This window comes from Massilia sp. SYSU DXS3249, from assembly GCF_053668055.1.
The window spans coordinates 78,609-99,916 of record NZ_JBSIPX010000003.1; the positions used below are offsets into that span (position 1 = coordinate 78,609).

The 21,308-nt window shown below is 64.2% G+C and carries 19 protein-coding genes; 15 read left to right on the forward strand and 4 right to left on the reverse strand.

Annotated elements, in window-relative coordinates; translation table 11 throughout:
• Positions 1-48 precede the first annotated feature (48 nt).
• Positions 49-792, reverse strand: coding sequence for a GntR family transcriptional regulator (locus ACWCIA_RS04580; protein ID WP_454161368.1), 744 nt, complete (start codon positions 790-792; stop codon positions 49-51).
• A gap of 198 nt (positions 793-990) precedes the next feature.
• On the opposite strand from ACWCIA_RS04580, the gene ACWCIA_RS04585 reads away from it, so the two are divergent.
• The 7 genes from ACWCIA_RS04585 to ACWCIA_RS04615 all read left to right on the forward strand — a co-directional run bounded on the left by ACWCIA_RS04585 (position 991) and on the right by ACWCIA_RS04615 (position 7,842).
• Complete coding sequence (locus ACWCIA_RS04585) at positions 991-2,304, forward strand: serine hydrolase domain-containing protein (protein WP_454161369.1); 1,314 nt, start codon at positions 991-993, stop codon at positions 2,302-2,304.
• 126 nt (positions 2,305-2,430) lie between these two features.
• Positions 2,431-3,675, forward strand: coding sequence for a D-amino acid dehydrogenase (locus ACWCIA_RS04590; RefSeq protein ID WP_454161370.1), 1,245 nt, complete (start codon positions 2,431-2,433; stop codon positions 3,673-3,675).
• Positions 3,676-3,790: 115 nt separating this feature from the next.
• A complete protein-coding gene (locus tag ACWCIA_RS04595) occupies positions 3,791-4,267 on the forward strand; it encodes a hypothetical protein (RefSeq protein WP_454161371.1) in 477 nt (158 codons plus the stop codon).
• A gap of 55 nt (positions 4,268-4,322) precedes the next feature.
• The gene (locus ACWCIA_RS04600) at positions 4,323-5,201 is read left to right on the forward strand and encodes a hypothetical protein (RefSeq protein WP_454161372.1); all 879 of its coding nucleotides are present in this window, start codon (positions 4,323-4,325) and stop codon (positions 5,199-5,201) included.
• Between the two features lie 267 nt (positions 5,202-5,468).
• Positions 5,469-6,029, forward strand: coding sequence for a hypothetical protein (locus tag ACWCIA_RS04605; RefSeq protein ID WP_454161373.1), 561 nt, complete (start codon positions 5,469-5,471; stop codon positions 6,027-6,029).
• On the forward strand, positions 6,019-6,750 hold the full coding sequence (locus ACWCIA_RS04610; RefSeq protein ID WP_454161374.1) for a hypothetical protein: 732 nt from the start codon (positions 6,019-6,021) through the stop codon (positions 6,748-6,750). Before ACWCIA_RS04605 ends, ACWCIA_RS04610 begins: the two co-directional genes overlap by 11 nt.
• Before the next feature lie 144 nt (positions 6,751-6,894).
• Positions 6,895-7,842 carry a cupin-like domain-containing protein gene (locus ACWCIA_RS04615; RefSeq protein ID WP_454161375.1) on the forward strand — a complete coding sequence of 316 codons (948 nt, stop codon included), beginning with the start codon at positions 6,895-6,897 and terminating at the stop codon, positions 7,840-7,842.
• A gap of 2 nt (positions 7,843-7,844) precedes the next feature.
• On the opposite strand, the gene ACWCIA_RS04620 is transcribed toward ACWCIA_RS04615, so the two are convergent.
• Together ACWCIA_RS04620 and ACWCIA_RS04625 are read right to left on the reverse strand one after the other, a co-directional pair.
• Positions 7,845-10,160, reverse strand: coding sequence for a TonB-dependent receptor domain-containing protein (locus tag ACWCIA_RS04620; protein ID WP_454161376.1), 2,316 nt, complete (start codon positions 10,158-10,160; stop codon positions 7,845-7,847).
• Positions 10,161-10,288: 128 nt separating this feature from the next.
• Entirely contained in the window at positions 10,289-10,690 is a 402-nt protein-coding gene (locus ACWCIA_RS04625) for a hypothetical protein (RefSeq protein ID WP_454161377.1), read from the reverse strand.
• 123 nt (positions 10,691-10,813) lie between these two features.
• Here ACWCIA_RS04625 and ACWCIA_RS04630 point away from each other — a divergent pair, with 123 nt between their 5' ends.
• Complete coding sequence (locus ACWCIA_RS04630; protein WP_454161378.1) at positions 10,814-11,872, forward strand: AI-2E family transporter; 1,059 nt, start codon at positions 10,814-10,816, stop codon at positions 11,870-11,872.
• Positions 11,873-11,960: 88 nt separating this feature from the next.
• Positions 11,961-14,024, forward strand: coding sequence for a sensor histidine kinase (locus ACWCIA_RS04635; protein WP_454161379.1), 2,064 nt, complete (start codon positions 11,961-11,963; stop codon positions 14,022-14,024).
• 69 nt (positions 14,025-14,093) lie between these two features.
• Here ACWCIA_RS04635 and ACWCIA_RS04640 read toward each other — a convergent pair whose 3' ends face one another.
• Entirely contained in the window at positions 14,094-14,765 is a 672-nt protein-coding gene (locus ACWCIA_RS04640) for a PEP-CTERM sorting domain-containing protein (RefSeq protein WP_454161380.1), read from the reverse strand.
• A 242-nt stretch (positions 14,766-15,007) separates the two neighbouring features.
• Between ACWCIA_RS04640 and ACWCIA_RS04645 the strand changes: the two genes are divergently transcribed.
• The 6 genes from ACWCIA_RS04645 to bioD are packed head-to-tail and all read left to right on the forward strand — an operon-like array spanning position 15,008 to position 21,290.
• Positions 15,008-15,451 (forward strand): YchJ family protein, encoded by a 444-nt coding sequence (locus ACWCIA_RS04645; RefSeq protein WP_454161381.1) that lies wholly within the window; start codon positions 15,008-15,010, stop codon positions 15,449-15,451.
• A 20-nt stretch (positions 15,452-15,471) separates the two neighbouring features.
• Positions 15,472-17,079 carry a carboxyl transferase domain-containing protein gene (locus ACWCIA_RS04650; RefSeq protein WP_454161383.1) on the forward strand — a complete coding sequence of 536 codons (1,608 nt, stop codon included), beginning with the start codon at positions 15,472-15,474 and terminating at the stop codon, positions 17,077-17,079.
• A 16-nt stretch (positions 17,080-17,095) separates the two neighbouring features.
• Entirely contained in the window at positions 17,096-17,881 is a 786-nt protein-coding gene (locus ACWCIA_RS04655; RefSeq protein WP_454161385.1) for an enoyl-CoA hydratase/isomerase family protein, read from the forward strand.
• Between the two features lie 40 nt (positions 17,882-17,921).
• Positions 17,922-19,262 (forward strand): adenosylmethionine--8-amino-7-oxononanoate transaminase, encoded by a 1,341-nt coding sequence (gene bioA / locus ACWCIA_RS04660; protein WP_454161387.1) that lies wholly within the window; start codon positions 17,922-17,924, stop codon positions 19,260-19,262.
• A gap of 1 nt (position 19,263) precedes the next feature.
• Entirely contained in the window at positions 19,264-20,445 is a 1,182-nt protein-coding gene (gene bioF / locus ACWCIA_RS04665) for an 8-amino-7-oxononanoate synthase (RefSeq protein WP_454161389.1), read from the forward strand.
• On the forward strand, positions 20,445-21,290 hold the full coding sequence (bioD, locus tag ACWCIA_RS04670) for a dethiobiotin synthase (protein WP_454161391.1): 846 nt from the start codon (positions 20,445-20,447) through the stop codon (positions 21,288-21,290). Before bioF ends, bioD begins: the two co-directional genes overlap by 1 nt.
• Positions 21,291-21,308: the final 18 nt, after the last annotated feature.

The window sequence follows — 21,308 nt, forward strand, 5'->3', positions numbered from 1 at the left end:
CATGAAAGGAAGGGCCGTCGTTATGACGAAAGGTTATGCACCCAAAGCTTACGCCGGGGTTCGGCGGAGTTCCGCCACAAAATCATAATAGTCGCTGCGGCAGTAGGAATGCGTCAGCTCGACCGCCACGCCGGACTCGAGGTAGCCGACGCGGGTGATGAACAGCACCGCCTGCCCTTCCGGCACGCCCAGTTTCGCCGCCAGCTCGAGCGGCGCGTTCATGGCGCGGATGTGCTGCAAGGCACGCACCGGCATGTTGCCGCTGCCATCCAGGTGGGCGTAGAGCGAATTGGCCACCTCCTGCGGCTGCGGCAGTACCGAGGCCGGAATCACGCTCGTCTCGTAGGCCATCACGACCTCGTCGGCCAGGCGCAGGCGCTCCAGGCGCGCCACCCGGGCGCCGGGCGACAGGCCCAGCGCCAGTTGTTCGTCGGCGTCGGCCGCCACGATTTCTCGCCGCAGCCAGCGCGAATTCGGCGTGTAGCCGCGCTGCTGCAACTGCTCCGAAAAGCTCGACAGGTTCGACAGCGGCTGCTCGATGCGCGGCGCAATGTAATTGCCGGAGCCGCGGCGGCGCACCACCAGCCCCTGCTCGACCAGCTGGTCGATCGCTTTTCTCGCCGTCACCCGCGACACGTCGAGCTGCTCGGACAGCGTGCGTTCCGAGGGCAAGGCCTGGTCGGCCTGGTAGCGGCCGTCGCGCACGTCCTGGGTCAGCTTGCGGGCCAGCTGCATGTACAGCGGCGAATTGTCGTTGGCGTCGAGCTTGAAGTCGGTAATCGGTTGGTTCATGGTCGTGAATGGATGGCTCGCCTCGCCAGTGTAAGGCAGGGCGATGCGGGCAGCCGCAAAATTGTTCCGATATTATCCGGGCGCGATAACAAAAGCTTATGCGGCGCGCACGGCATTTCATTGGCGAGCCTGGGGCGCGCTCCGTAAGCTCGGGCAGACACAACAGAAAGGACTGGCATGAACGGAAACAGGAGAAGCTTGCTCGGACTGGCCCTGCTGGGCGCAGTCGATCCCCTGCTGGCAGCGGTCCCGCTGAGCGGCGCCGGACCGGGCCGCAAGGAGCAGCTCGACCGCGAACTGGCCGCCATCGTCCAGGATCCCGCCTGCGAACTGGCCAGCCTGTCCGTGCTGGCGATCCGCGCCGGCAAGGTGGCCTATGAAGGCCAGTTCGGCCGGCGCTGGATCGGCAAGGGCGCCGCGCCCGACCTGCCGGCGAACCGCGACACCCTGTACCGGATCGCCTCGATTTCCAAGATGATGACCACGCTCGGCCTGATGCGCCTGGTGGAAGACGGCAAGCTCGAACTCGACGCCGACGTTTCAGGCTACCTGGGCTTTAGCCTGCGTAACCCGCATTTCCCCGATCGCGCCATCACCCTGCGCCACCTGCTGACCCACACGTCCTCGCTGCGCGACGAGGCCGGCTATTCCTTCCCCATCGGCACCGCCTTGCGCGACTTCGTCGTGCCGGGTGCTCGCCTGCACGGTGACGGAACAATGTGGGCGGCAAAGGCCGGTCCGGGCGAATATTTTACTTATTGCAACCTGGGCTGGGGCATCATCGGCACCCTGATGGAACGGGTGACGGGCGAACGCTTCGACCGCCTGATGCAGCGCCTGCTGCTGCAGCCGCTCGGTTTGAAGGCCGGCTATAACGTGTCGGAATTGCCGGCCCCGGCGCTTACTCACCTGGCCACGCTCTACCGCAAGCGTACGGTCGATACCGAAGTCTGGGATGCGCAGGGGCCGTGGATCGCCCAGGTCGACGACGTGCGCACCACCCCTCCGGCGCCCCCCGCCGGCATCGAGCGCTACGTGCCTGGCGAGAATGCCACGCCCTTCAGCCCGACCGGCGGCCTGCGCATATCGGCGCGCGACATGGGGGTCGTGATGCTGATGCTGATGAACGGCGGCGTCCATGAGAGCCGCCGCATCCTCCAGCCGCAGACGCTCGAGCGCATGTTCGCGCGCCAGTGGACCTTCGATGGCAAGGGGAATAACGGCGACAGCCTGAACGGCTTTTTCACCGCCTGGGGCCTGGGCAATGCCCAATTCCCCGACCAGCCAGGCCTGCGCCTGGTCGAAGGCGGGTTCGATGCGGTCGGCCACCTGGGCGACGCCTACGGCCTGCGTTCCGTCTTTGCCTTCGACCGCAAGCGCAAGAATGGGATGATCGTTCTCGTCGGAGGCAGTTCCAGCGATCCCGGCATCCACAAAGGGCAGTATTCGGCGCTTGCCCGTTTCGAGGAACGGATACTCAGCAGCATGTTCCAGCACGCCATCGCCGGCTAGGTGTTTTCCACAACTCAGCAAAATTCACATGACTGGCGGTTATGGCGTGGCGTTCCTCTTTCATTGGCCCTGCGCGTCCGCCCGCCCTAAGCTCTTCCTTATCTCAGCCAACAACAATCATTCGGAATGCACGGGAAGCAGCACATCATCGTCATCGGCGGCGGCGTCGTCGGCCTGACCTCGGCCTGGTGGCTGCTCGAGGCCGGCTTTCGCGTGACCCTGGTCGAGCGCGCGGGGCAAGTCGCCAGCGGCGCCAGCTACGGCAATGGCGGCCAGTTGAGCTACCGCTATGTCTCTCCGCTGGCCGACGCCGGCGTGCCGCTGAAAGCGATTGCCTGGCTGTTCCAGGAACACGGCCCGCTGCGCTTCAAGCCCGAGGCGGACCTGCGCCAATGGACCTGGCTGGCCAGCTTCCTCGGCCAATGCACCAGTCAAGCCAACCGCCGTACCACGGCCAAGCTGCTGCAACTGGGAGAGTTATCCCGCGCCGGCATGGCCGAGCTGGGGTCCATCGTCGCGCCAGACGATTTTGCCTGGCGCGACGCCGGCAAGCTGGTGGTCTACCGCTCCTCCAAGATCTTTGAACAGGCGGCCGGCAAGGCCACCGCCGGCGAAATCTGGACCGGCGCCGAATGTGCCGCGCGCGAACCCTCGCTGGCGGCCGCACGTCACCTGCTGGCCGGCGGCATCTATAACAGCGGCGAAGCGGTGGCCGACTGCCACGCCTTCTGCGTGGCGCTGGCCGAACGCGTGCGCCAGCACCCGCGGTTCGCGGGTTTTGTCCAGGCCGATGTCATGCGCATGGTCGCCGAGGGCGGCAAACTGACGGGACTGGACACCAGCGCCGGTTTCCTGGGCGCCGATGCCTTCGTGCTCGCCGCCGGCATCCAGAGCCGCAACCTGGCGGCGCAGGTCGGCATTTCGCTGCCGCTATACCCGCTGAAGGGATACAGCCTGAGCGCGCCGATCCGCGGCGGCGACACCGCGCCCGAGATCAGCGTGACCGACTTCGAGCGTAAAGTGCTGTACGCGCGCATCGGCGACAAGCTGCGCGTGGCGGCGATGGTCGACATGGTCGGCGAAGACCTGAGCCTGAACCCGAAGCGCATCGGCAGCCTGACCCGTCAGGTCAAAGAGACGATGCCGCACGCGGCCGACTACGAACGCATCGAAGCCTGGGCCGGCCTGCGCCCCGCCACGCCCAACAGCGCCCCGATCATCGGTGCCTCCCCCCTGGCTAACCTGTGGCTGAACGTCGGCCACGGCCCGCTCGGTTTTACTTTTGCCGCCGGCACCGCGCGCGTGCTGACCGACCTGATGCAGGGCAAGGCGCCGCCATTTGCGCTGGACATGCTGGCGTTGCAGCGCTGAGGTCTTTCCAGGCCCGGCTTGAGGCTTCCCGGTATCCGGCGCACCGATCGTGCTGGTCAATACCGTCGGCACCGCGCTCCGGTAGGCTGGTCCCGGACCAGACCAGGGAGGCTTCATGAATACCTACCGCATTCTTCCAGGCGGCCTGTGCTGCCTGATGCTGGCGACGGCCGCGCAGGCCGCGCCGGTGACGACCCATTTCCCGAACACCGGCCTCGGCAGCTTTCTCGCGGAAAAATTCGACCTGGCCAGCATCCGCAGTTCCATCGGGCCCAGGCGTACTCCGGCAACGCGCACTTTCGCGGACCTGAGGCTGGCACCCGTCAACGCCGGCGACGACAGCGTCAGCTTCGAGCGGGATGGCTGGTTTTATAAGCTAACGATCGTCGAGCGCGGCGATGTCAACGGCGACGGCGTCGAAGACCTGAAAGCCTGCTTCGTCGACCACGCCGTCGGCGGCCCGACCTATCACGCAAGGGAAGGCCTCCTGATCACCCGCTACGCACCGGATGGCTATGCGCTCGCACTGAGCTTCAGCGTCGACGATGCCTGCGGCAAGCCGCCCTACCTGAGCGGGCCGACTGCGCGCTGAGCTTAAACCATGTATCAGTCCCGTTCGCAACCAGAGACATGCTCAAAGAGAAAAGATGTTAGAACCCAGTCCAGACCTGCATCCCGATTATCGTCGCGAACATGTACCAACCGTTAAAGGAAACGCCCCCCTGAATTACATTGAGCGGATCGTGCAACTAGCATTGTTCTTTTTCGAGCTGGCCGAAGAGGACACGAACGGCGACTCTCGCTTGATTTGTCACCAGTTGCCCCTGCCTACGCTGAAGTGGCAGCAGGTGCAGGCCCAGTTTCGGCAAGTCTGGTATGGGAGCAAGGCGCTCTCGCTGACGGAAGCGGCTCTCGCATTCCATCACTGGATATGTGAACAGGGAGGTTTATTCGGAAATCTGGACGGAGTCGAAACAGGCATACGCGAAGGTTGCCAACCATATGAGGGCGCTTTTTACCCAGTGGCCGATCCAGGCCGGCGCCTCGAGCGTTCTTATATACGAATGGCACGTTTCTACCGACGCATGGTGCGTGAAGACATTACCCAGCATAGCCGGATAGCCGAGTGGTTTGTGCCGAATGCCGTTGTACCTCAAAACGATGGCAAACCTGGACAGCATCCCGAGCACGTCGTTCCCTGCGTAGTCCTGAGGGACTTGGCAAAGGAATGCTTCGCAAAGCACCAGTCGGTGCATGACGTTGCGGTCTTGCTCCGGCGCTTGCTCGTCGTGATCTGGATCGAGCCCGAACACCGCGACTGGCTCGACTTCGGTAAAGATAACTTGAAGAACCGGATGCCCGAAAACTGGAATAGTATGAGCGGTTGCTTGTATGCGCGGCTGCATGACAAGGTGATCTCATTTCAGCACGCTTCCGGACACCCCTGTACCTGTGGCCAATCCAAGGTATCCGCTACGTCGGATAAAGATACGCACGAACGGACTGAACGCACGCACGCGAATTAAGACATTCCATTCTTACGTCCATACTGTAACTGAAACTGGCAACGAAACCCCTTGACGCAACTGCGAATGCCATTCTGCTCGGACGGCAGCAATTTTCCACTTCTTAATACAACTTTATCGCTGGGCTTATCCGCCCTGGATAAGTATAGGCCCTGATGTGTCTTATTCGCTCGTCCGAATGACCTGATTTTTCTAAACAACGACAATAAGCTTGCAATTTGGAAATAAAAATAGCAAGATTGTATTTTTATTGTTCCTATTCCTATCATGGCAAAGCGCATTGTCGGCATCCTTGCCGGCACAATTTTCACAGCGGTGCTCGTCATTGGCGCCCCCAATTACATCAACCTTCAATACGCCATGTCGCAGGTTCAGAAGGCTGATTCGCGCAATGAAGGCATTCAGGTCTTTGTTCATTACGAGTATTTCGTGAATCCGAATGTACTCATTTATGACTTACGGGATGTATCAGGAACATCCAGTCCCATGGATGTGACGCGCGTATTGCTGCAATATGCCGAACAGCAGAAGGCCCGATCCTTCAAGGCTGTCCAGCTATCACACCGTGGACATGAAAAATTTATGTTGGAAGGTGGCTATTTTCAAGAGCTAGGCCGGGAATACGGTAAGCAGAACCCGGCTTATACACTGAGAACGCTACCGGAAAACCTTTATAAATCGGATGGCTCGCGTGCATTCGGTAGCTGGACTGGGGGGATGCTTGGCGTGCTGGGCAGACAGATGGAGGATTTCATGACCTGGCACCGCTCCTGGTACATCGACGAACTGAATTCTGAAAACAACGATAACACTCATCATGCAAGTTAAACATTTTGCCGACCGTGTACCGGCCTTTCGATTCGCTACCAAAACTCTTTGCGCAATCGGGCTGGCAGCCCAAATTGCTGGCTGCTCATCCGATGCGGATCTGGCCGAAACCAAAAAGAAACTTGAGCAAGCGAACGAGAAGATTGTTGCTCTTGAGGCGCAGTTGGCGCGCGCGCAGGTCTCTGCACCTGTCGCGACCGCTGCTCCTGTTGCCCAGGATCCGGCCGCGCCAGCTGTAGTAACATCGACACCAGATGAAGAGCCCAAGACAGCAGCAGGTCAGCAATGGTCCTATTACGTTGTCGAGGAAAAGATGACCGGCGGTAAGCGCAAGACCGCTTCGGTCGAGAGCACCAATACGGTCGACTTTGATTTCCCATATAGCGGATCTCAGCATGGCCGAATCACGCTACGTATCGATCCACGCCATGGCAAGGATGTTTTGTTCCGCATAGAGCGGGGCCAGATTCTTTGCCCATCATATGAGGGCTGCAGGGTACAAATCCGATTCGATGATGAAAAACCCAGCAGTTTCGCAGCTTCAGCAGCGGCGGATCATAGTTCGGACGTCATCTTCCTTGACGACTATCCCCGGTTCCTTACCAAACTAAGAAAAGCGAAGCGGGTACGCGTGGCAGTAAACATTTATCAGCAAGGGACGCCGGTATTCGAGTTTGACGTAAGCGGGTTTGACCTCGACAAGTACCAAGCCAAGTCCTAACAAGTCAGCAGCACGCATTACTTGCATCAAGCGGTACAGTCGGCCACGCCCTGCTACACTGCCCGGATGCCCCCTGCCGGCGAGCCCTTGTCGGCAGGGCATGTGTAGAATGAGGTAAGGCCATCGCGTGCGGTGGCAAGCAATATGTCCAACGAAGAAAATCCGGCTCTCCCCGATCATCCACCGCAGCCCGCACGCGGCACGCCGCGCCTGCCGCCCAGGCCCGCCCTCCACACCTCGCCCGAGGAAGCCGCCGCCCGCAAGCAGGCGCGCGAAGAGCGCGATGCGCTGGTGCGCGGCGTGAGCTCGATCGCGGAGATGCGCGACGCGATCCGGCAGGCGGCGCGCGCGCTGCCGGCGCTGGCGGAAGTGCCGCGCGTGCGTGTGTCCGACGCTGCCGCCTTCCGGGCACGCGCCGAACAGGGCCTGCCGTTCATCATCACCGGGCTGGTGGGGCGCTGGCCGCTGGCCACCCTGGGCCCGCAGGCGCTGGGCGAGCGTTTCGGCCACCTGCCGGTGCGTGCGCGGGTGGGCGACTACATCAACACGGCGTTTGCGCCGGACCGCGCCATGCAGGACATGACCATGGGCGAGTACCTGACACTGGCGGCCGCCAGCGAGGGCTTGCCGCCCTATCTCGGCAACCTGGAATTGCGCGAGCTGAACAGCCTGTGCCACTGGCCCGCGTATTTCGGGAAGATGGGGCCGCCGCGCTTCTGGATCGGCCCGGCGGGGACGGTGACGCCGCTGCATTGCGACTACGACGACAATATCTTTGCGCAGATCTGGGGCACCAAGCGGATTTTCCTGGCGCCGCCGCACCACGACGCATACCTGTACCCGAGCGAAGCGAACGCGATCCTGTTCGGTTCGCCCTTCGATCCCGAGGCGCCCGATTACGCGCGCTTTCCGCTGGCGCGGCAGGCGGCGCTGGTCGAATGCATCGTCGGGCCCGGCGACATGCTGTACGTACCCGCCGGGTGGTATCACCAGGTGCGGGCACTGGACTTTTCGCTGTCCTCGAACCGCTGGGCCAGGGCGGTGCCGCTGGCCCTGCACGGGAACCAGGCCGTGTTGCGCCCGGCCCCTTAGTCTTACCCTCCGCGGCCCATTCCGCCGCCCGGCCCGCCGCGCATCATCATGCCGGGGCGTCCGCCGCCGGCGAACGTGCCGAATCGGTAGGACAGGCCCACCGACACCATGCGTCCGTTGGCACGCTGGACGCTGTACTCGCGCAGGCGTGCGGTTTCGGTGACCGATTCCGTCTTCTGCGAATCGAAGACGTCGTTCACGTTCAGCACCAGGCTGAGCGCCGGAGTCAGGTTGCGGCGGTAGGTGAAGTCGGCGGTCTGCACCGGCTCGCGGTAGCCTTCGCCGAACAGCACTTTGCCTTGCGCATTGACCGACAGCTGGAACTGGTTGCTCGGGTCCATCTGGTAGCTGATGCGGGCGCGGCCGGAAAGCGAGGTCGCGTTGCGCTTGTCGTCGCTCGCGCTGCCCAGCACGGTCTGTTCGCTGTAGCCGAGGTTGCCGCTGGCGTTGATCGTCAGCTTGTCGGTGGCGCGGCCGCTGAAGGTGAATTCGAGGCCGCCCGAACGGCTGGTGCCTTCGTTGTCGCGGGTGGTCAGCAGCACGTTGTCGCCGATGAAGAAACGGCGCTCGGAAATCAGGTCCGAGTCGCGCCGCGCGTACAGGCGCACATTCGTCTCCACCTTGCCGAGCTTGGTCTCGACGCCGAGTTCGAGCGAATCGGAATTGGTCGGGCGCAGGTTCGGATTGCCCGAGGAGACGTTGAATTCGTCGCGGTAGACGACGAAGGGATTCAGGTCGCTGGCGCCCGGACGGCGGATGCGGCGCGCGTAGCTCAGGCGCAGGGCGGTGTCGTCCGACCAGTCGTAGCTGAGGAAGGCGCTCGGGATGGCATCGAAATAATGGTTGCCGGCGCGGATGTTCGTCGTGACCTGGTTCAGGTCGACGTCCGTGTACTCGCCGCGCAGGCCGCCCTGCACGCCCCACTTGCCGGACAGGCGCAGCTGGTAGGTGCCGTACAGCGCCAGCGTGGTCTCGTCGATCTCGAAGCGGTTGGTGCGTCCGGTGTTAATCGTCTCGACCAGGGTGCCGTTGGCGATGTCGAAGAAGGCGTTGTCGAAGGTATTGCTGTTGCGCGCCACCTTGTAGCCGACGCGCAGGATGCCGTTCTCGCCCGGCCGGTCGTAGTCGCCGGTGAAATCGATGACGCGCGTGCCGTTGTCGTTGTGCTGGCGGGTCCGGTCGGCGCTGGCGTTGACTGGCCGCACCGTATAGCTGCGCGCGTCGCGCGAATCGGCCTCGAAGGTGGTGCCCGACACGCGCAGGTCGAGTTTCAGGTTCTCGCCGGGCAAAGTACCCTTGTGGTCGAAGCGCGCGCCGAGGCTGTAGTTGCGATTGCGCGCCTCGCGGTCGTTGTTGCGCAGGTATTCGTTGTCGACCGCGCCGGCCGCGTTCGCGCCCCGGTAGCGTTCGAACGAATCGGCCTCGGTCGAGGTGCCGCTGAGCATGGTCGTCAGCGCCAGCACGTCCTTTTCGCCGATGTTGTAGCTGAACATGCCGTTCAGGCCGGCGGTCTCGTTGATGTTCTCGCCGGTCGACACCTGGCTGCTGGGCGCCACGCCGCCGGCCGCATCGATGCGCTCGCGGTTGACCTCGCGCTCGGAATCGCGCTTGTCGCGGCGCAGGAAGACGCCGCCCTGCACGCTCATGCGGCCGGTCGTGTAGCTGCCGAAGCTGTTCGCATTGAAACGGCCTTCGGTGCCGACGTTGGCGTTGACCGCCGCGAAACCGCCGGGTCGGCGTTCGCGCCGCATCACAAGGTTGATGATCGGGCCGCCCCCGCCTTCGTTGCCGAATTGCGCGCCCGGGTTGTTGAGCACTTCGACCGATTCGAGGTCGCCGGCCGGCAGCGCGTTGATCGCCGCGGCCCGGTTCTCGCCCTGCATCATGGCCGACGGCTTGCCGTCGATCAGGATTTGCACATTGCTCCTGCCGCGCAGGGTGACCGAACCGTCGGCATCGACGGCCACCGAGGGCACTTTGTTCAGCGCGTCGCCCACCGAATCGTTCGAAGAGGCGGCATCGGTTTTGACGTCGTAGACCTGGCGGTCGATGCGGTTCGAGGAACGGGTACCGCTGACGGAGACGGTCGCCACGCCCGGTGCCACGGCCGCATCGGCTGCCGGCGGAGCCGGCGCAGCGGCCGCCGGCTGGACCGGTGCCGGCTGCTGGGCCGGCATTGCCGGCGGCGTCACCGTTGCCTGCTGTGCGGCGGCGGGAACGCCGGCCAGCAGCGTGCCGGCCAGGACCGGGGACAGGACGAGGGAACGGTGGCGCTGCAGCAGGGACGAAAGGAGATCAGGGCGATGATTCGAGGTCATGGACAGGCGTTAACGCTTAAAAAAGTGAGCGAACGCAATTGTCTCATGTAAAACTGCAATCGATGCGGCAGATGCAAACGCTCAACAAGTCGAGCGTTTGCATGTATTTACCGGCATTTGCAGGGCGTTCAGGATGGGCTGTGTGCCGGCACCCTGGTCAGCCGCATCGTGTAGTGCTGGGGTTTTCCTTCGGCGCTCCAGTGCTGGGTGGCCTCGAGGGTGTCGGCATCGATCCGGTGCCAGTTGAACTCGCTGGGCGCGCTGACCGGGGCGAAGCGGGCGCTGTCGGGGCCGATATCGGAGGCGCGCCAGGTGAATTCTCCCCATTGCGAGGTGACTTCCCCATTCTCGAAACGGATGGTGCTGCCGTCGCTGTGCCGCTCGAAGCTGGCGTCCGGATACCGGCGCGAATGGAAGACGGCCGGCTCGGGGTGGACGTATTCTTCATAAAATTCCTTGCCGTCGGCACTGACGCCTCTCCAGCGTCCTTCCAAAAATTTTAGCTGAGCAAAATCGTCGAAGCTGAACATGGTGGATCCTTCGCGTGGTTGGAGAAACCGGGCGTTTTACATGGGCGCCACGGCAACGTATGCCAAAGCTACTGGATCGACTATGATTAGGGCGCGCAATTACAAAAATGTTAATTACCCCACATGAACCAGTACTCCCTCGAACAAAAATTCTTCCTCGTCCTGCTGATCGTCGTCAGCCTCGCCTTCGGCTGGATCCTGTTGCCCTATTCCGGGGCGGTGTTCTGGGGCATCGTGCTGGCCATCCTGTTTTCCAGCCTGAACCGGCGCCTGCTGCGCGCCACCAAGGGCAAGCCGACGCTTGCCGCCCTGATCACGCTGGCCTCGATCGTGGTGATGGTGATCCTGCCGCTGTCGCTGATCGCCGTTTCCCTGGTCGACCAGGCGTCCGCCGTCTACACCATGATCAGTTCGGGCAATATCGATGTCGGCAGGTATTTCCAGCGCATCATGCTGTCGCTGCCGGATTGGGTGATCCGGATACTCGAACGCTTTGACCTGACCGATTTCGCCTCATTGCAGCTCAAGTTGCAGGAAGGCGCCGCCCAGGCCAGCCAGGTCGTCGCACGCCAGGCCTTGCATGTCGGGGGCATGACCTTCGATTTCCTGGTGGGCCTGACGGTAATGCTGTATCTGCTGTTCTTCCTGCTGCGCGACGGCCAGTCGCTGGCGAACCGCGTCAAGAACGCCTTCCCGCTGAGCGCCCACTACAAGCGCCGCCTGTTCACCAATTTCACGACCGTCATCCGCGCCACCGTGAAGGGCAATGTGCTGGTCGCCATCGCCCAAGGCGCGCTCGGCGGCCTGATCTTCTGGTTCCTGGACGTCCAGGCGGCGCTGCTGTGGGCGGTGGTGATGGCCTTCCTGTCGCTGCTGCCGGCCGTGGGCGCGGCCATCGTCTGGGCGCCGGTCGCCATCTATTTCCTGGCGACGGGCGTCATCTGGAAAGGCATCGTCCTGATCGCCTTCGGCGTGCTCGTGATCGGCCTGGTCGACAACATCCTGCGCCCGGTGCTCGTCGGCAAGGACACGAAAATGCCGGACTACCTGGTGCTGCTGTCGACGATCGGGGGCATGGCCCTGTTCGGCCTGAACGGCTTCGTGATCGGCCCGCTGATCGCCGCCCTGTTCCTGGCGTGCTGGGACCTGTTCGTGTCGACCGAGGAATTCCACCCGAAGTAGGCAAAGGGTGCGGGGAGGGTGAAACTATGACATCATGCCGTACGTAAACGTTCCAACCCCTTGTTCGGGCAATTCGCTCCCGGAATCCATGTCGCACGCCCCTACCCTCCCCCTGCCTGGAGACGCGCATCTCGCCAGCCCGGAAACCCGTTTCCGCGAACTCTTCGAGCAGGCACCGACCAGCATCCAGATCCTCGCCCCCAGCGGGCAGACCCTGCGCGTCAACCGGGCATGGCAGGAACTCTGGCAGATCCACGCAGGCACGCCCCTGATGGACTACATCCTGAGCGACGCGTTCAGCCTGCTGACCGATGCCCAGCTGATCGCCAGCGGCGTCGTTCCTTACCTCAGGCGTGCGCTGGCCGGCGAATCCGTCGAAATCCCGGCGATCCGCTATGACGTGGTCGAATTGAGCGGCACCGGGCGCGCGCGCTGGGTCACCGCGCGGGCCCACCCGATCAAGGACAGCGAGGGCAAGGTGCTCGAAGTCATGCTGATGCATGAGGACATCACCGACCGGCTGGCGGCGGAATCGGCCCTGCGCGCGCGCGAACAGCGTTTCCGCTCGCTGGTGATGGCGACTTCGCAGACCGTCTGGAGCACCGCTCCGGACGGCCGCGTGCTCGAAGATTCGCCCTCGTGGCGCGGCGTGACCGGCCAGAGCTACGAGGAGTGGAAGGAATACGGCTGGCTCGACGCCGTCCATCCCGACGACCGCGAGAACGCCCGCCAGGTCTGGCTCGACTGCACCGCCAACCGCCGCGTCTACGAAACTGCCTACCGCCTGCGCCAGACCGACGGCAGCTACCGCTGGACGGCCGTCAAAGGCGTGCCGATCGAGGACGCGGATGGTTCCGTGCGCGAATGGATCGGCTCCAACAAGGACATCCACGACATCGTCATGGCGCAGGCGGAACTGTCGCAGCGCCTCGAGCGGGAAAAACGCCACTCGGCCCTGCTGACCAAGGTGGCGCAGGCGTCGCGCACCCTGGGCAGCGCCCTGTCGAGCAAGGACATGGCCGAAGCGCTGGTCGAGGAAGTGCGCGGCATCCTCGAGGTACACCAGGCGGTCGTGTCCATCAGCGAGCAGGGCGCCCAGATGATCAATGCGGTGTCGCTGTCGGACAAGTACGCCGGCTACCGCAGCTTCGACGTTGCGCCCGACGGCAGCGGCATCTATGCGCTGGTGTGCAGCAGCAACCGGCCGCTACGCCTGACCCAGGACGAACTGCTCGCCCACCCGGACTGGAAGGGATTCGGCGCCCATGCGGCGGCGCACCCGCCGATGCGCGGCTGGCTGGCCGTGCCGCTGGTCGACCGCAAGGGCAATAACATCGGCCTGGTCCAGGCATCGGACAAGATCGAGGGCGAGTTCACCGAAGAAGACGAGGCGATCCTGGTGCAGCTGGCTTCGATTGCCGCGAACGGCTTCGAAAATGCGCGCCTCTACAGTTCGCTCCAGGAGCAGGACCGGAGAAAGGATGAATTCCTTGCCATGCTGGCGCACGAACTGCGCAACCCGCTGGCGCCGATCGCCTCGGCCGCCGAACTGCTCAAAATCGGCATCGCGAGCGAGGAACGGGTGCGCAAGTCGAGCGAGGTGATCAGCCGCCAGGTGAAGCACATGACCTCGCTGGTCGACGACCTGCTCGACATTTCACGGGTCACGCGCGGGCTGATCCAGCTTGAATCCGTGCCGCTGGACGTGATGGCCATCGTGGGCGGCGCCGTCGAGCAGGCACGGCCCCTGATCGAGGCGCGCGAACACCTGCTGACGGTCGAGCCCGGCCCGGAGGGCGCCAGCGTCATGGGCGACCCGAACCGGCTGGTGCAGGTGCTGGCCAACCTGCTCAACAATGCCGCGAAATACACGCCGCGCGGCGGCCGCATCGGGGTATCGGTCGAGTGCGCTCCCGGGACGGCCGCGATCCGCATCCGCGACAACGGCATCGGCATCGGCAGCACGCTGCTGCCCCAGGTATTCGACCTGTTCACCCAGGCCGAACGCACGCCGGACCGCTCCCAGGGCGGCCTCGGCATCGGCCTGGCGCTGGTCAAGAACGTCGTGACCCTGCACGGCGGCACGGTGACGGCGCACAGCGACGGCCCGGGCACGGGCAGCACCTTTACGGTGATCCTGAACACGGTCTGACGCGGGCTGCACGGCAATAAAAAAAGCCCGGCGTGGATGCCGGGCTTTCCGATGCACGCGCTGTCGTGATTACTTGCGCTTGCGGCGGGCAGCGGCGCCCATGCAGGCCAGGGCCAGGGCCATCAGAGCGACCGAACCAGGTTCCGGGATCTGGGCAATATTGATGTTCGAGAACGTAACGGTCTGGCTCGAGATGTTCGCCGTGCGGATACCCATGGTGTCGAAGCTGGTCAGTTTCGCTCCACCGCCAGTGCCCGTGGCATGCTTGATGGTGGCCAGTTCGGCCAGGTTCATGGTGCCTGGATTGAGCCACGCATCGAAGCGGTTGTAGTACTTGCTGCCATCGACTTTTTGCAGGTAGCCGACGATCTTGTAGGTCTGGCCTGCAACCAAGTTGCTATCCGGAACCCACGGGCCTTTGTCGCCCTGGGTGCGGACGAAGACGTCCTGGGTCTTGCAATTGCCGGCCGGGGTTTCGCAGTTCGCCTTCAGGCCGATGTTGGCGGCTTGCCAGTTGCCGAACCACAGACCGGCGAACGTATTGTTTGCCAGGGTGCCGGTGTAGCTGAACGAAAAATCGATCAGTACGTTGCCATTATAGGTATCGTCGATGTCGAAGGTCGCGACAGCATTGCCGTTGGTATTGAAGGTCTGCGGTGTCGAGGTGATGACGACTGCCGATGCCGAATGCATGATGCCTGCGAACGAAAGCGCTGCCAGGGCTGCTTGAGCGAATTTCATAATTTCCTCGATAACAAATAAAATGTACTATAAGCAATTATTGTGCCAACGAGAAATTATTCTTGTAAATCAATAAAGTAGATTTTTACCTGAACTCGGCGCAAGCTCGTGTGTAAAGTTTTTCGACAAAACGGCGTTTAACAATTCCGAACTGGCTGTCGTTTGCAATTGAGTGTCAGGCCGTCCAGGGCCGGGTTGGCCAAGCCTGCCGCATGCGCTCGAAATCGCCGATAATCCGAGGCATGTCCCCTACCTCTCCTTCCGCCCCCTGCCCTTGCGGCGGCGCCTCGCTTGCCACCTGTTGTGGTCCCTTCATTGCCGGCGAAGCTCTGCCACTCACTGCCGAAGCCCTGATGCGTTCGCGCTACACCGCCTACACCCAGCGCAACGAAGCCTACCTGCGCGCCACCTGGCATCCGCGTACCCGGCCCAGCGACGCCATCATCGATCCCGACGAGAACCTGCGCTGGCTCGGCCTGGAGATAAAATCTGCTTTACGTTTACGTCAACGTAAAGCAGAATTGGTGCATCATCCAGACAACGACACGGTGGAATTCGTCGCCCGCTTCAAAGTAGGGGGACGCGCGCACCGGCTGCATGAGATCAGCCGCTTCCTGCGCGAACCCGACCCGGACCTGGGCGGCGCGCCGCGCTGGTTTTATCTGGACGGCACTTTTCCAAAGTAAGAATTAGACAGAGGACGGCAATGCCCCACATCGAGAGCAAACTCAATCCGCGCAGTGATGACTTCAAAGCAAATGCGACGGCCATGCAGTCCATTGTGGACGACCTGCGGGCCAAGGTGGCGGCCATTGCCGAGGGCGGCGGCGAAGCGGCGCGAGCCAAACACGTCGCGCGCGGAAAACTGCTGCCGCGCGACCGCGTGCAGATGCTGCTCGATCCGGGCACGCCCTTCCTCGAGTTTTCCCAGCTGGCCGCCTTCGACATGTACGACAATGCCGCGCCCAGCGCCGGCATCATCACCGGCATCGGCCGCGTCGCCGGCCAGGAGTGCGTGATCGTCTGCAACGACGCCACGGTCAAGGGCGGCACCTACTACCCGATGACGGTCAAAAAACACCTGCGCGCCCAGGAAATCGCCGAGCAGAACAACCTGCCCTGCATTTATCTGGTCGACTCGGGCGGCGCGAATCTGCCGAACCAGGACGACGTCTTCCCCGACCGCGACCACTTCGGCCGCATCTTCTACAATCAGGCGAACCTGTCCGCCAAGGGCATCCCGCAGATCGCCGTCGTCATGGGCTCCTGCACGGCAGGCGGCGCCTACGTGCCGGCGATGAGCGACGAATCGATCATCGTCAAGGAGCAAGGCACGATCTTCCTGGGCGGCCCGCCGCTGGTGAAAGCGGCGACCGGCGAAGTCGTCACGGCCGAGGATCTCGGCGGCGGCGACGTCCACACCCGTTTATCCGGCGTGGTCGACCACCTGGCCCAGAACGATTTGCACGCGCTGTCGCTGGCGCGCACCATCGTCTCGAACCTGAACCGCACCAAACCCGTGCAGGGCGCGACCCGCGAAGTCGTCGAGCCGAAATATGCGCCGCAGGAGCTGTACGGCGTGATTCCTGTCGATACGCGCAAGCCGTTCGACGTGCGCGAAGTGATCGCACGTGTGGTCGACGGCAGCGAATTCGACGAGTTCAAGGCGCGATACGGCACGACGCTTGTGTGCGGCTTCGCCCACATTTACGGCGTCAAAGTCGGCATCATCGCGAATAACGGCATCCTGTTCTCGGAGTCGGCCCTGAAAGGCACCCACTTCATCGAACTGTGCTGCCAGCGCAAGATTCCGCTGGTCTTCTTGCAGAACATCACCGGCTTCATGGTCGGCCGCAAGTACGAAAACGAAGGCATCGCCCGCAACGGCGCCAAGATGGTGACTGCCGTCGCCACCGCTTCGGTGCCGAAATTCACCGTCATCATCGGCGGGTCGTTTGGCGCCGGCAACTACGGCATGTGCGGCCGCGCCTTCTCTCCGCGCTTCCTGTGGATGTGGCCGAACGCGCGCATTTCCGTCATGGGGGGCGACCAGGCGGCGTCCGTGCTGGCCACCGTGAAACGCGACGGCATCGAGGGCAAGGGCGGGCAGTGGAGTCCTGAAGAAGAGGCGGCCTTCAAGCAGCCGATCAAGGAGCAGTACGAACACCAGGGCCACCCCTACTATGCGTCGGCACGCCTGTGGGACGACGGCGTGATCGACCCGGCCGATACGCGCATGGTGCTGGGCTTGGGCTTGTCGGCTGCCTTGAACGCGCCGATCGAAGAGACGAAGTTCGGCGTCTTCCGGATGTAAGGAAGGGACACATACAATGAACTACGAAACCCTGACCATCGGCGTCGCCGACAAGGTCGCCACCGTCACCCTGAACCGCCCGGACCTGCGCAACGCCTTCAACGAGCAGGCGATTGCCGAACTGGCGCTCGCCTTCGATGAACTCGGCCGCAACGAACTGGTGCGCGCGATCGTGCTGGCTGCGAACGGTTCGGCCTTCTGCGCCGGCGCCGACCTGAACTGGATGAAGAAAATGGCCGCGTACTCGCACGACGAGAACCTGGCCGACGCGTCGCGCCTGGCCGACATGCTGCGCACGATTTACCTGTGCCCCAAGCCGACCGTGGCCAAGGTGCAGGGCGACTGCTATGCGGGCGGCATGGGCCTGGTCGCCGCGTGCGACATCGTGGTGGCGGCCGTTGGAGTAAACTTCTGCCTTTCCGAAGTGAAGCTGGGACTGATTCCGGCGACCATTTCGCCCTACGTCATCAAGGCCATGGGCGAGCAGGCCGCGCGCCGCTACTTCCTGACGGCCGAGCGTTTCGACGCCGCGGCCGCGCTGCGGATCGGCATGGCGCACGAAGTGGTGGAGGCGGACGCCCTCGACACCACGGTCGCCGGCCTGGTGAAGGCGCTGGTGTCGAACAGCCCGCACGCCGTGACGGAGGCGAAAAAGCTGGTGCGCGAGGTGGTGAATGCGCCGGTCACGGATGCGCTGCTGCTCGATACGGCCGGGCGCATCGCCGCCATCCGCGCCTCGAGCGAGGGGCGCGAAGGCGTGGCTTCCTTCCTGGAGAAACGCAAGCCGAACTGGCTGAACTGAGGCTGAACCAAGCTGAATTGAAGAGGAAGCGGGACCCATTTTGAAGCAACAGACATCGTCCGACTGGATCGCTCGCAGCCTGCGCAGCGTGTGGCACCCCTGCACGCAAATGCAGCACCACGAGGAAGTGCCGCTGATCGCGGTCAGCCACGCTAAGGGGCCGTGGCTGTACGACCACGAAGGGCGGCGCTACCTCGACGGCATCAGCTCGTGGTGGGTCAACCTGTTCGGCCATGCCAACCCGCGCATCAATGCCGCGCTGAAGGACCAGCTCGACAAACTCGAGCACGCGATGCTGGCCGGGTTCACCCACGAGCCGGTGGTCGAACTGTCGGAACAGCTGGCCGCATTGACCGGCCACGCCCTCGGCCACGCCTTCTATGCGTCCGACGGCGCTTCGGCGGTCGAGATCGCGATGAAGATGAGTTTCCACGCCTGGCGCAACGCGGGGTTCTCGAACAAGCAGGAATTCGTCTGCCTGCAGGGCAGCTACCACGGCGAGACCATCGGCGCGCTGGCCGTGACCGACGTCCCGCTGTTCAAGGATGCCTACGGCCCGCTGCTGCGCGCCGCCCACGTCGTCGCCTCGCCCGACGCGCGCAACGCCGTCGAGGGCGAATCCAGCCAGGACGTGGCGCGCCGCGCCCTGCAGGATGTCGAGCGCCTGTTCGAAGAGCGCGGCGACAGGATCGCCGCCATGATCGTCGAGCCGCTGGTGCAGTGCGCTACCGGCATGGCGATGTACGACCCGCTCTACCTGGAGTTGCTGCGCGAACTGTGCGACCGCCACCACGTGCACCTGATCGCCGACGAGATCGCGGTCGGCTGCGGCCGCACCGGCACTTTCTTCGCCTGCGAGCAGGCCGCCATCTGGCCGGATTTCCTGTGCCTGTCGAAAGGCATCAGCGGCGGCTACCTGCCCTTGTCCCTGGTGCTGACCACCGACGAGATCTACCAATCCTTCTACAGCGAAGACATTACGCGCGGCTTCCTGCACTCGCACTCCTATACGGGGAATGCCCTGGCCTGCCGCGCGGCCCTGGCCACCCTGCAGATCTTCCGCGACGACGACGTCCTGAACCGCAACCGCGAGCTGGCGACCAGGCTGACGATCGCGCTCGCCCCGCTGGCCGAGCACGAGCGCACCCACCACTTCCGCCAGCGCGGCATGATCTTCGCGTTCGATGCGATCGAGCCCGATCCGGCGCGCGCCTCGACCTTCGCGCGGCGCTTCTTTACCGCCGCCGTCGAGAACGAACTGCTGCTGCGCCCGATCGGCCGCACCGTCTACCTGATGCCGCCCTACGTGCTGGGCCAGGAAGAAATCGACCTGCTCGGCGTGCGCGTGCAATCGGTGTTCGACTCCGTGATGGCGGGCTGAGATGGACCTGATCGATAACGTCAACCGCAAGCTGGCCGCGCTCGATGCGCAAAGCCTGATCCGCCGCCGGCGCGTGGCCGACACCCGCTGCGCGCCGCTGCAGGTGGTCGACGGGCGCGCGGTGCTCGCCTTTTGCAGCAACGACTACCTGGGCCTGGCCGCCCACCCGCGCGTGGTCGCCGCCCTGCGCGAAGGCGCCCAGCTGTACGGCGCCGGCAGCGGCGCCTCGCACCTCATTAGTGGCCACAGCCGCGCCCACGCGATCCTGGAAGAGCGCCTGGCCGACTTCGCCGCGCCCCACATCGAGGATGCGCGCGCGCTCTACCTGAGCACCGGCTACATGGCCAACCTGGCGGTGCTCAGCGCCCTCGGCTGCGACCAGGACGCCGTCATCTTTTCCGAACAGCTGAACCATGCCTCGCTGATCGACGGCGCGCGCCTGGCGAAAGCCGCCGTCAGCATCTACCCGCACGGCAACCTGGCGGCGCTCGAGCAGCAGCTCGCCGCCAGCAAGGCGGGCACGAAAATCGTCGCCACCGACAGCGTCTTCAGCATGGATGGCGACCTGGCGCCGCTGCCCGGCCTGCTGGCCCTGTGCGAGCGCCATGGCGCCTGGCTGGTGGTGGACGATGCCCACGGCTTCGGCGTGCTCGGCGCCCAGGGGCGCGGCGCCCTCGAGCATTTCGGCTTGCGCTCGCCGAACCTGGTGTACGTCGGCACGCTCGGCAAGGCGGCCGGCGTCGGCGGCGCCTTCATCGCTGCGCACTCCGCGGTGATCGAGCTGCTGGTCCAGCGCGCCCGGCCCTACATCTACACGACGGCCGCGCCGCCGGCGCTGGCCCACGCACTGCTGACGAGCCTGGACATCATCACCAGCGAGGAAGGCAATGCCCTGCGCGCCCACCTCGAGTCGCTGGTCACCCAGCTGGGCGCGGAACTGAACCTGCAGCGCTGGACCCGCCCGGCCTCGCCCACCGCGATCCAGCCCATCCTCATCGGCAGCAACGAGGAAGCGCTGCGCGTGGCCGCCGGCCTCTATGCGAAGGGCCTGTGGGTGCCGGCGATCCGCCCGCCGACGGTCCCGGTGAATACCGCGCGCCTGCGCGTGACCCTGTCGGGCGCCCACACCCACGACGAAGTCGCGCGCCTGGCCGGCGCCCTGAACGAACTGGAGGGAGCGTGATGACGCGCTTTGACAACAAGAACCTCAACGAGCCGCCCGAACCGATGATCGAGACCGGCGTCGCCGCACCGCTCGCGCGGCCGCTGCCTGCCGGGGAACGCATACCGGAACCGGCCGAAGCGCTGGCGGCGGAGGGCATTCCGACCCGCTTCAACTGCTTCGTGACCGGCACCGACACCGAGATCGGCAAGACCCTGGTCTCGAGCGCGATCCTCCATACACTGGTCGAGCGCGGCCTGCGCGCCTGCGGCATGAAGCCGGTCGCGGCCGGCGCCGAACTGCGCGATGGAGAACTGCACAACGAGGACGCCGACATGCTGGCGGCCGCCGGCAACGTGCACCTGCCCTCCAACATCACGACCCCCTTCATGCTGCGCGAGCCGGCGGCGCCGCACATCGCGGCCGCGCTCGAAGGCGTGACGATCACCGCGGTGCCGATCATCGCCGCCTATGCCGAGATCCTGGCCGCGTCGGACGCCGTCGTGGTCGAAGGCGTGGGCGGCTTCCGGGTGCCGTTCAACGACGATTTCGACAGCGCCGACCTCGCCGCCCAGCTGAATTTGCCCGTGATCCTGGTGGTCGGCATGCGCCTGGGCTGCATCAGCCATGCGCTGCTCACCGTGGAAGCGGTCGTCGCGCGCGGCCTGGTGCTGGCCGGCTGGGTCGCCAATACCGCGGACCCGGAAATGCGCTTTTTCGACGAGAACATCGAGGCGCTGTCCGCGCGCATCCCCGCTCCGCTGCTGGGGGTGGTGCCGCGCCTCGAACACCCTACTGCCGCCAACGCGGCCCGATTCATCGATCTCGCGGGACTGCCGGGTTGGCCGTCGACGCGGGCTCTGTAACGTACGAAGCAAGACAAA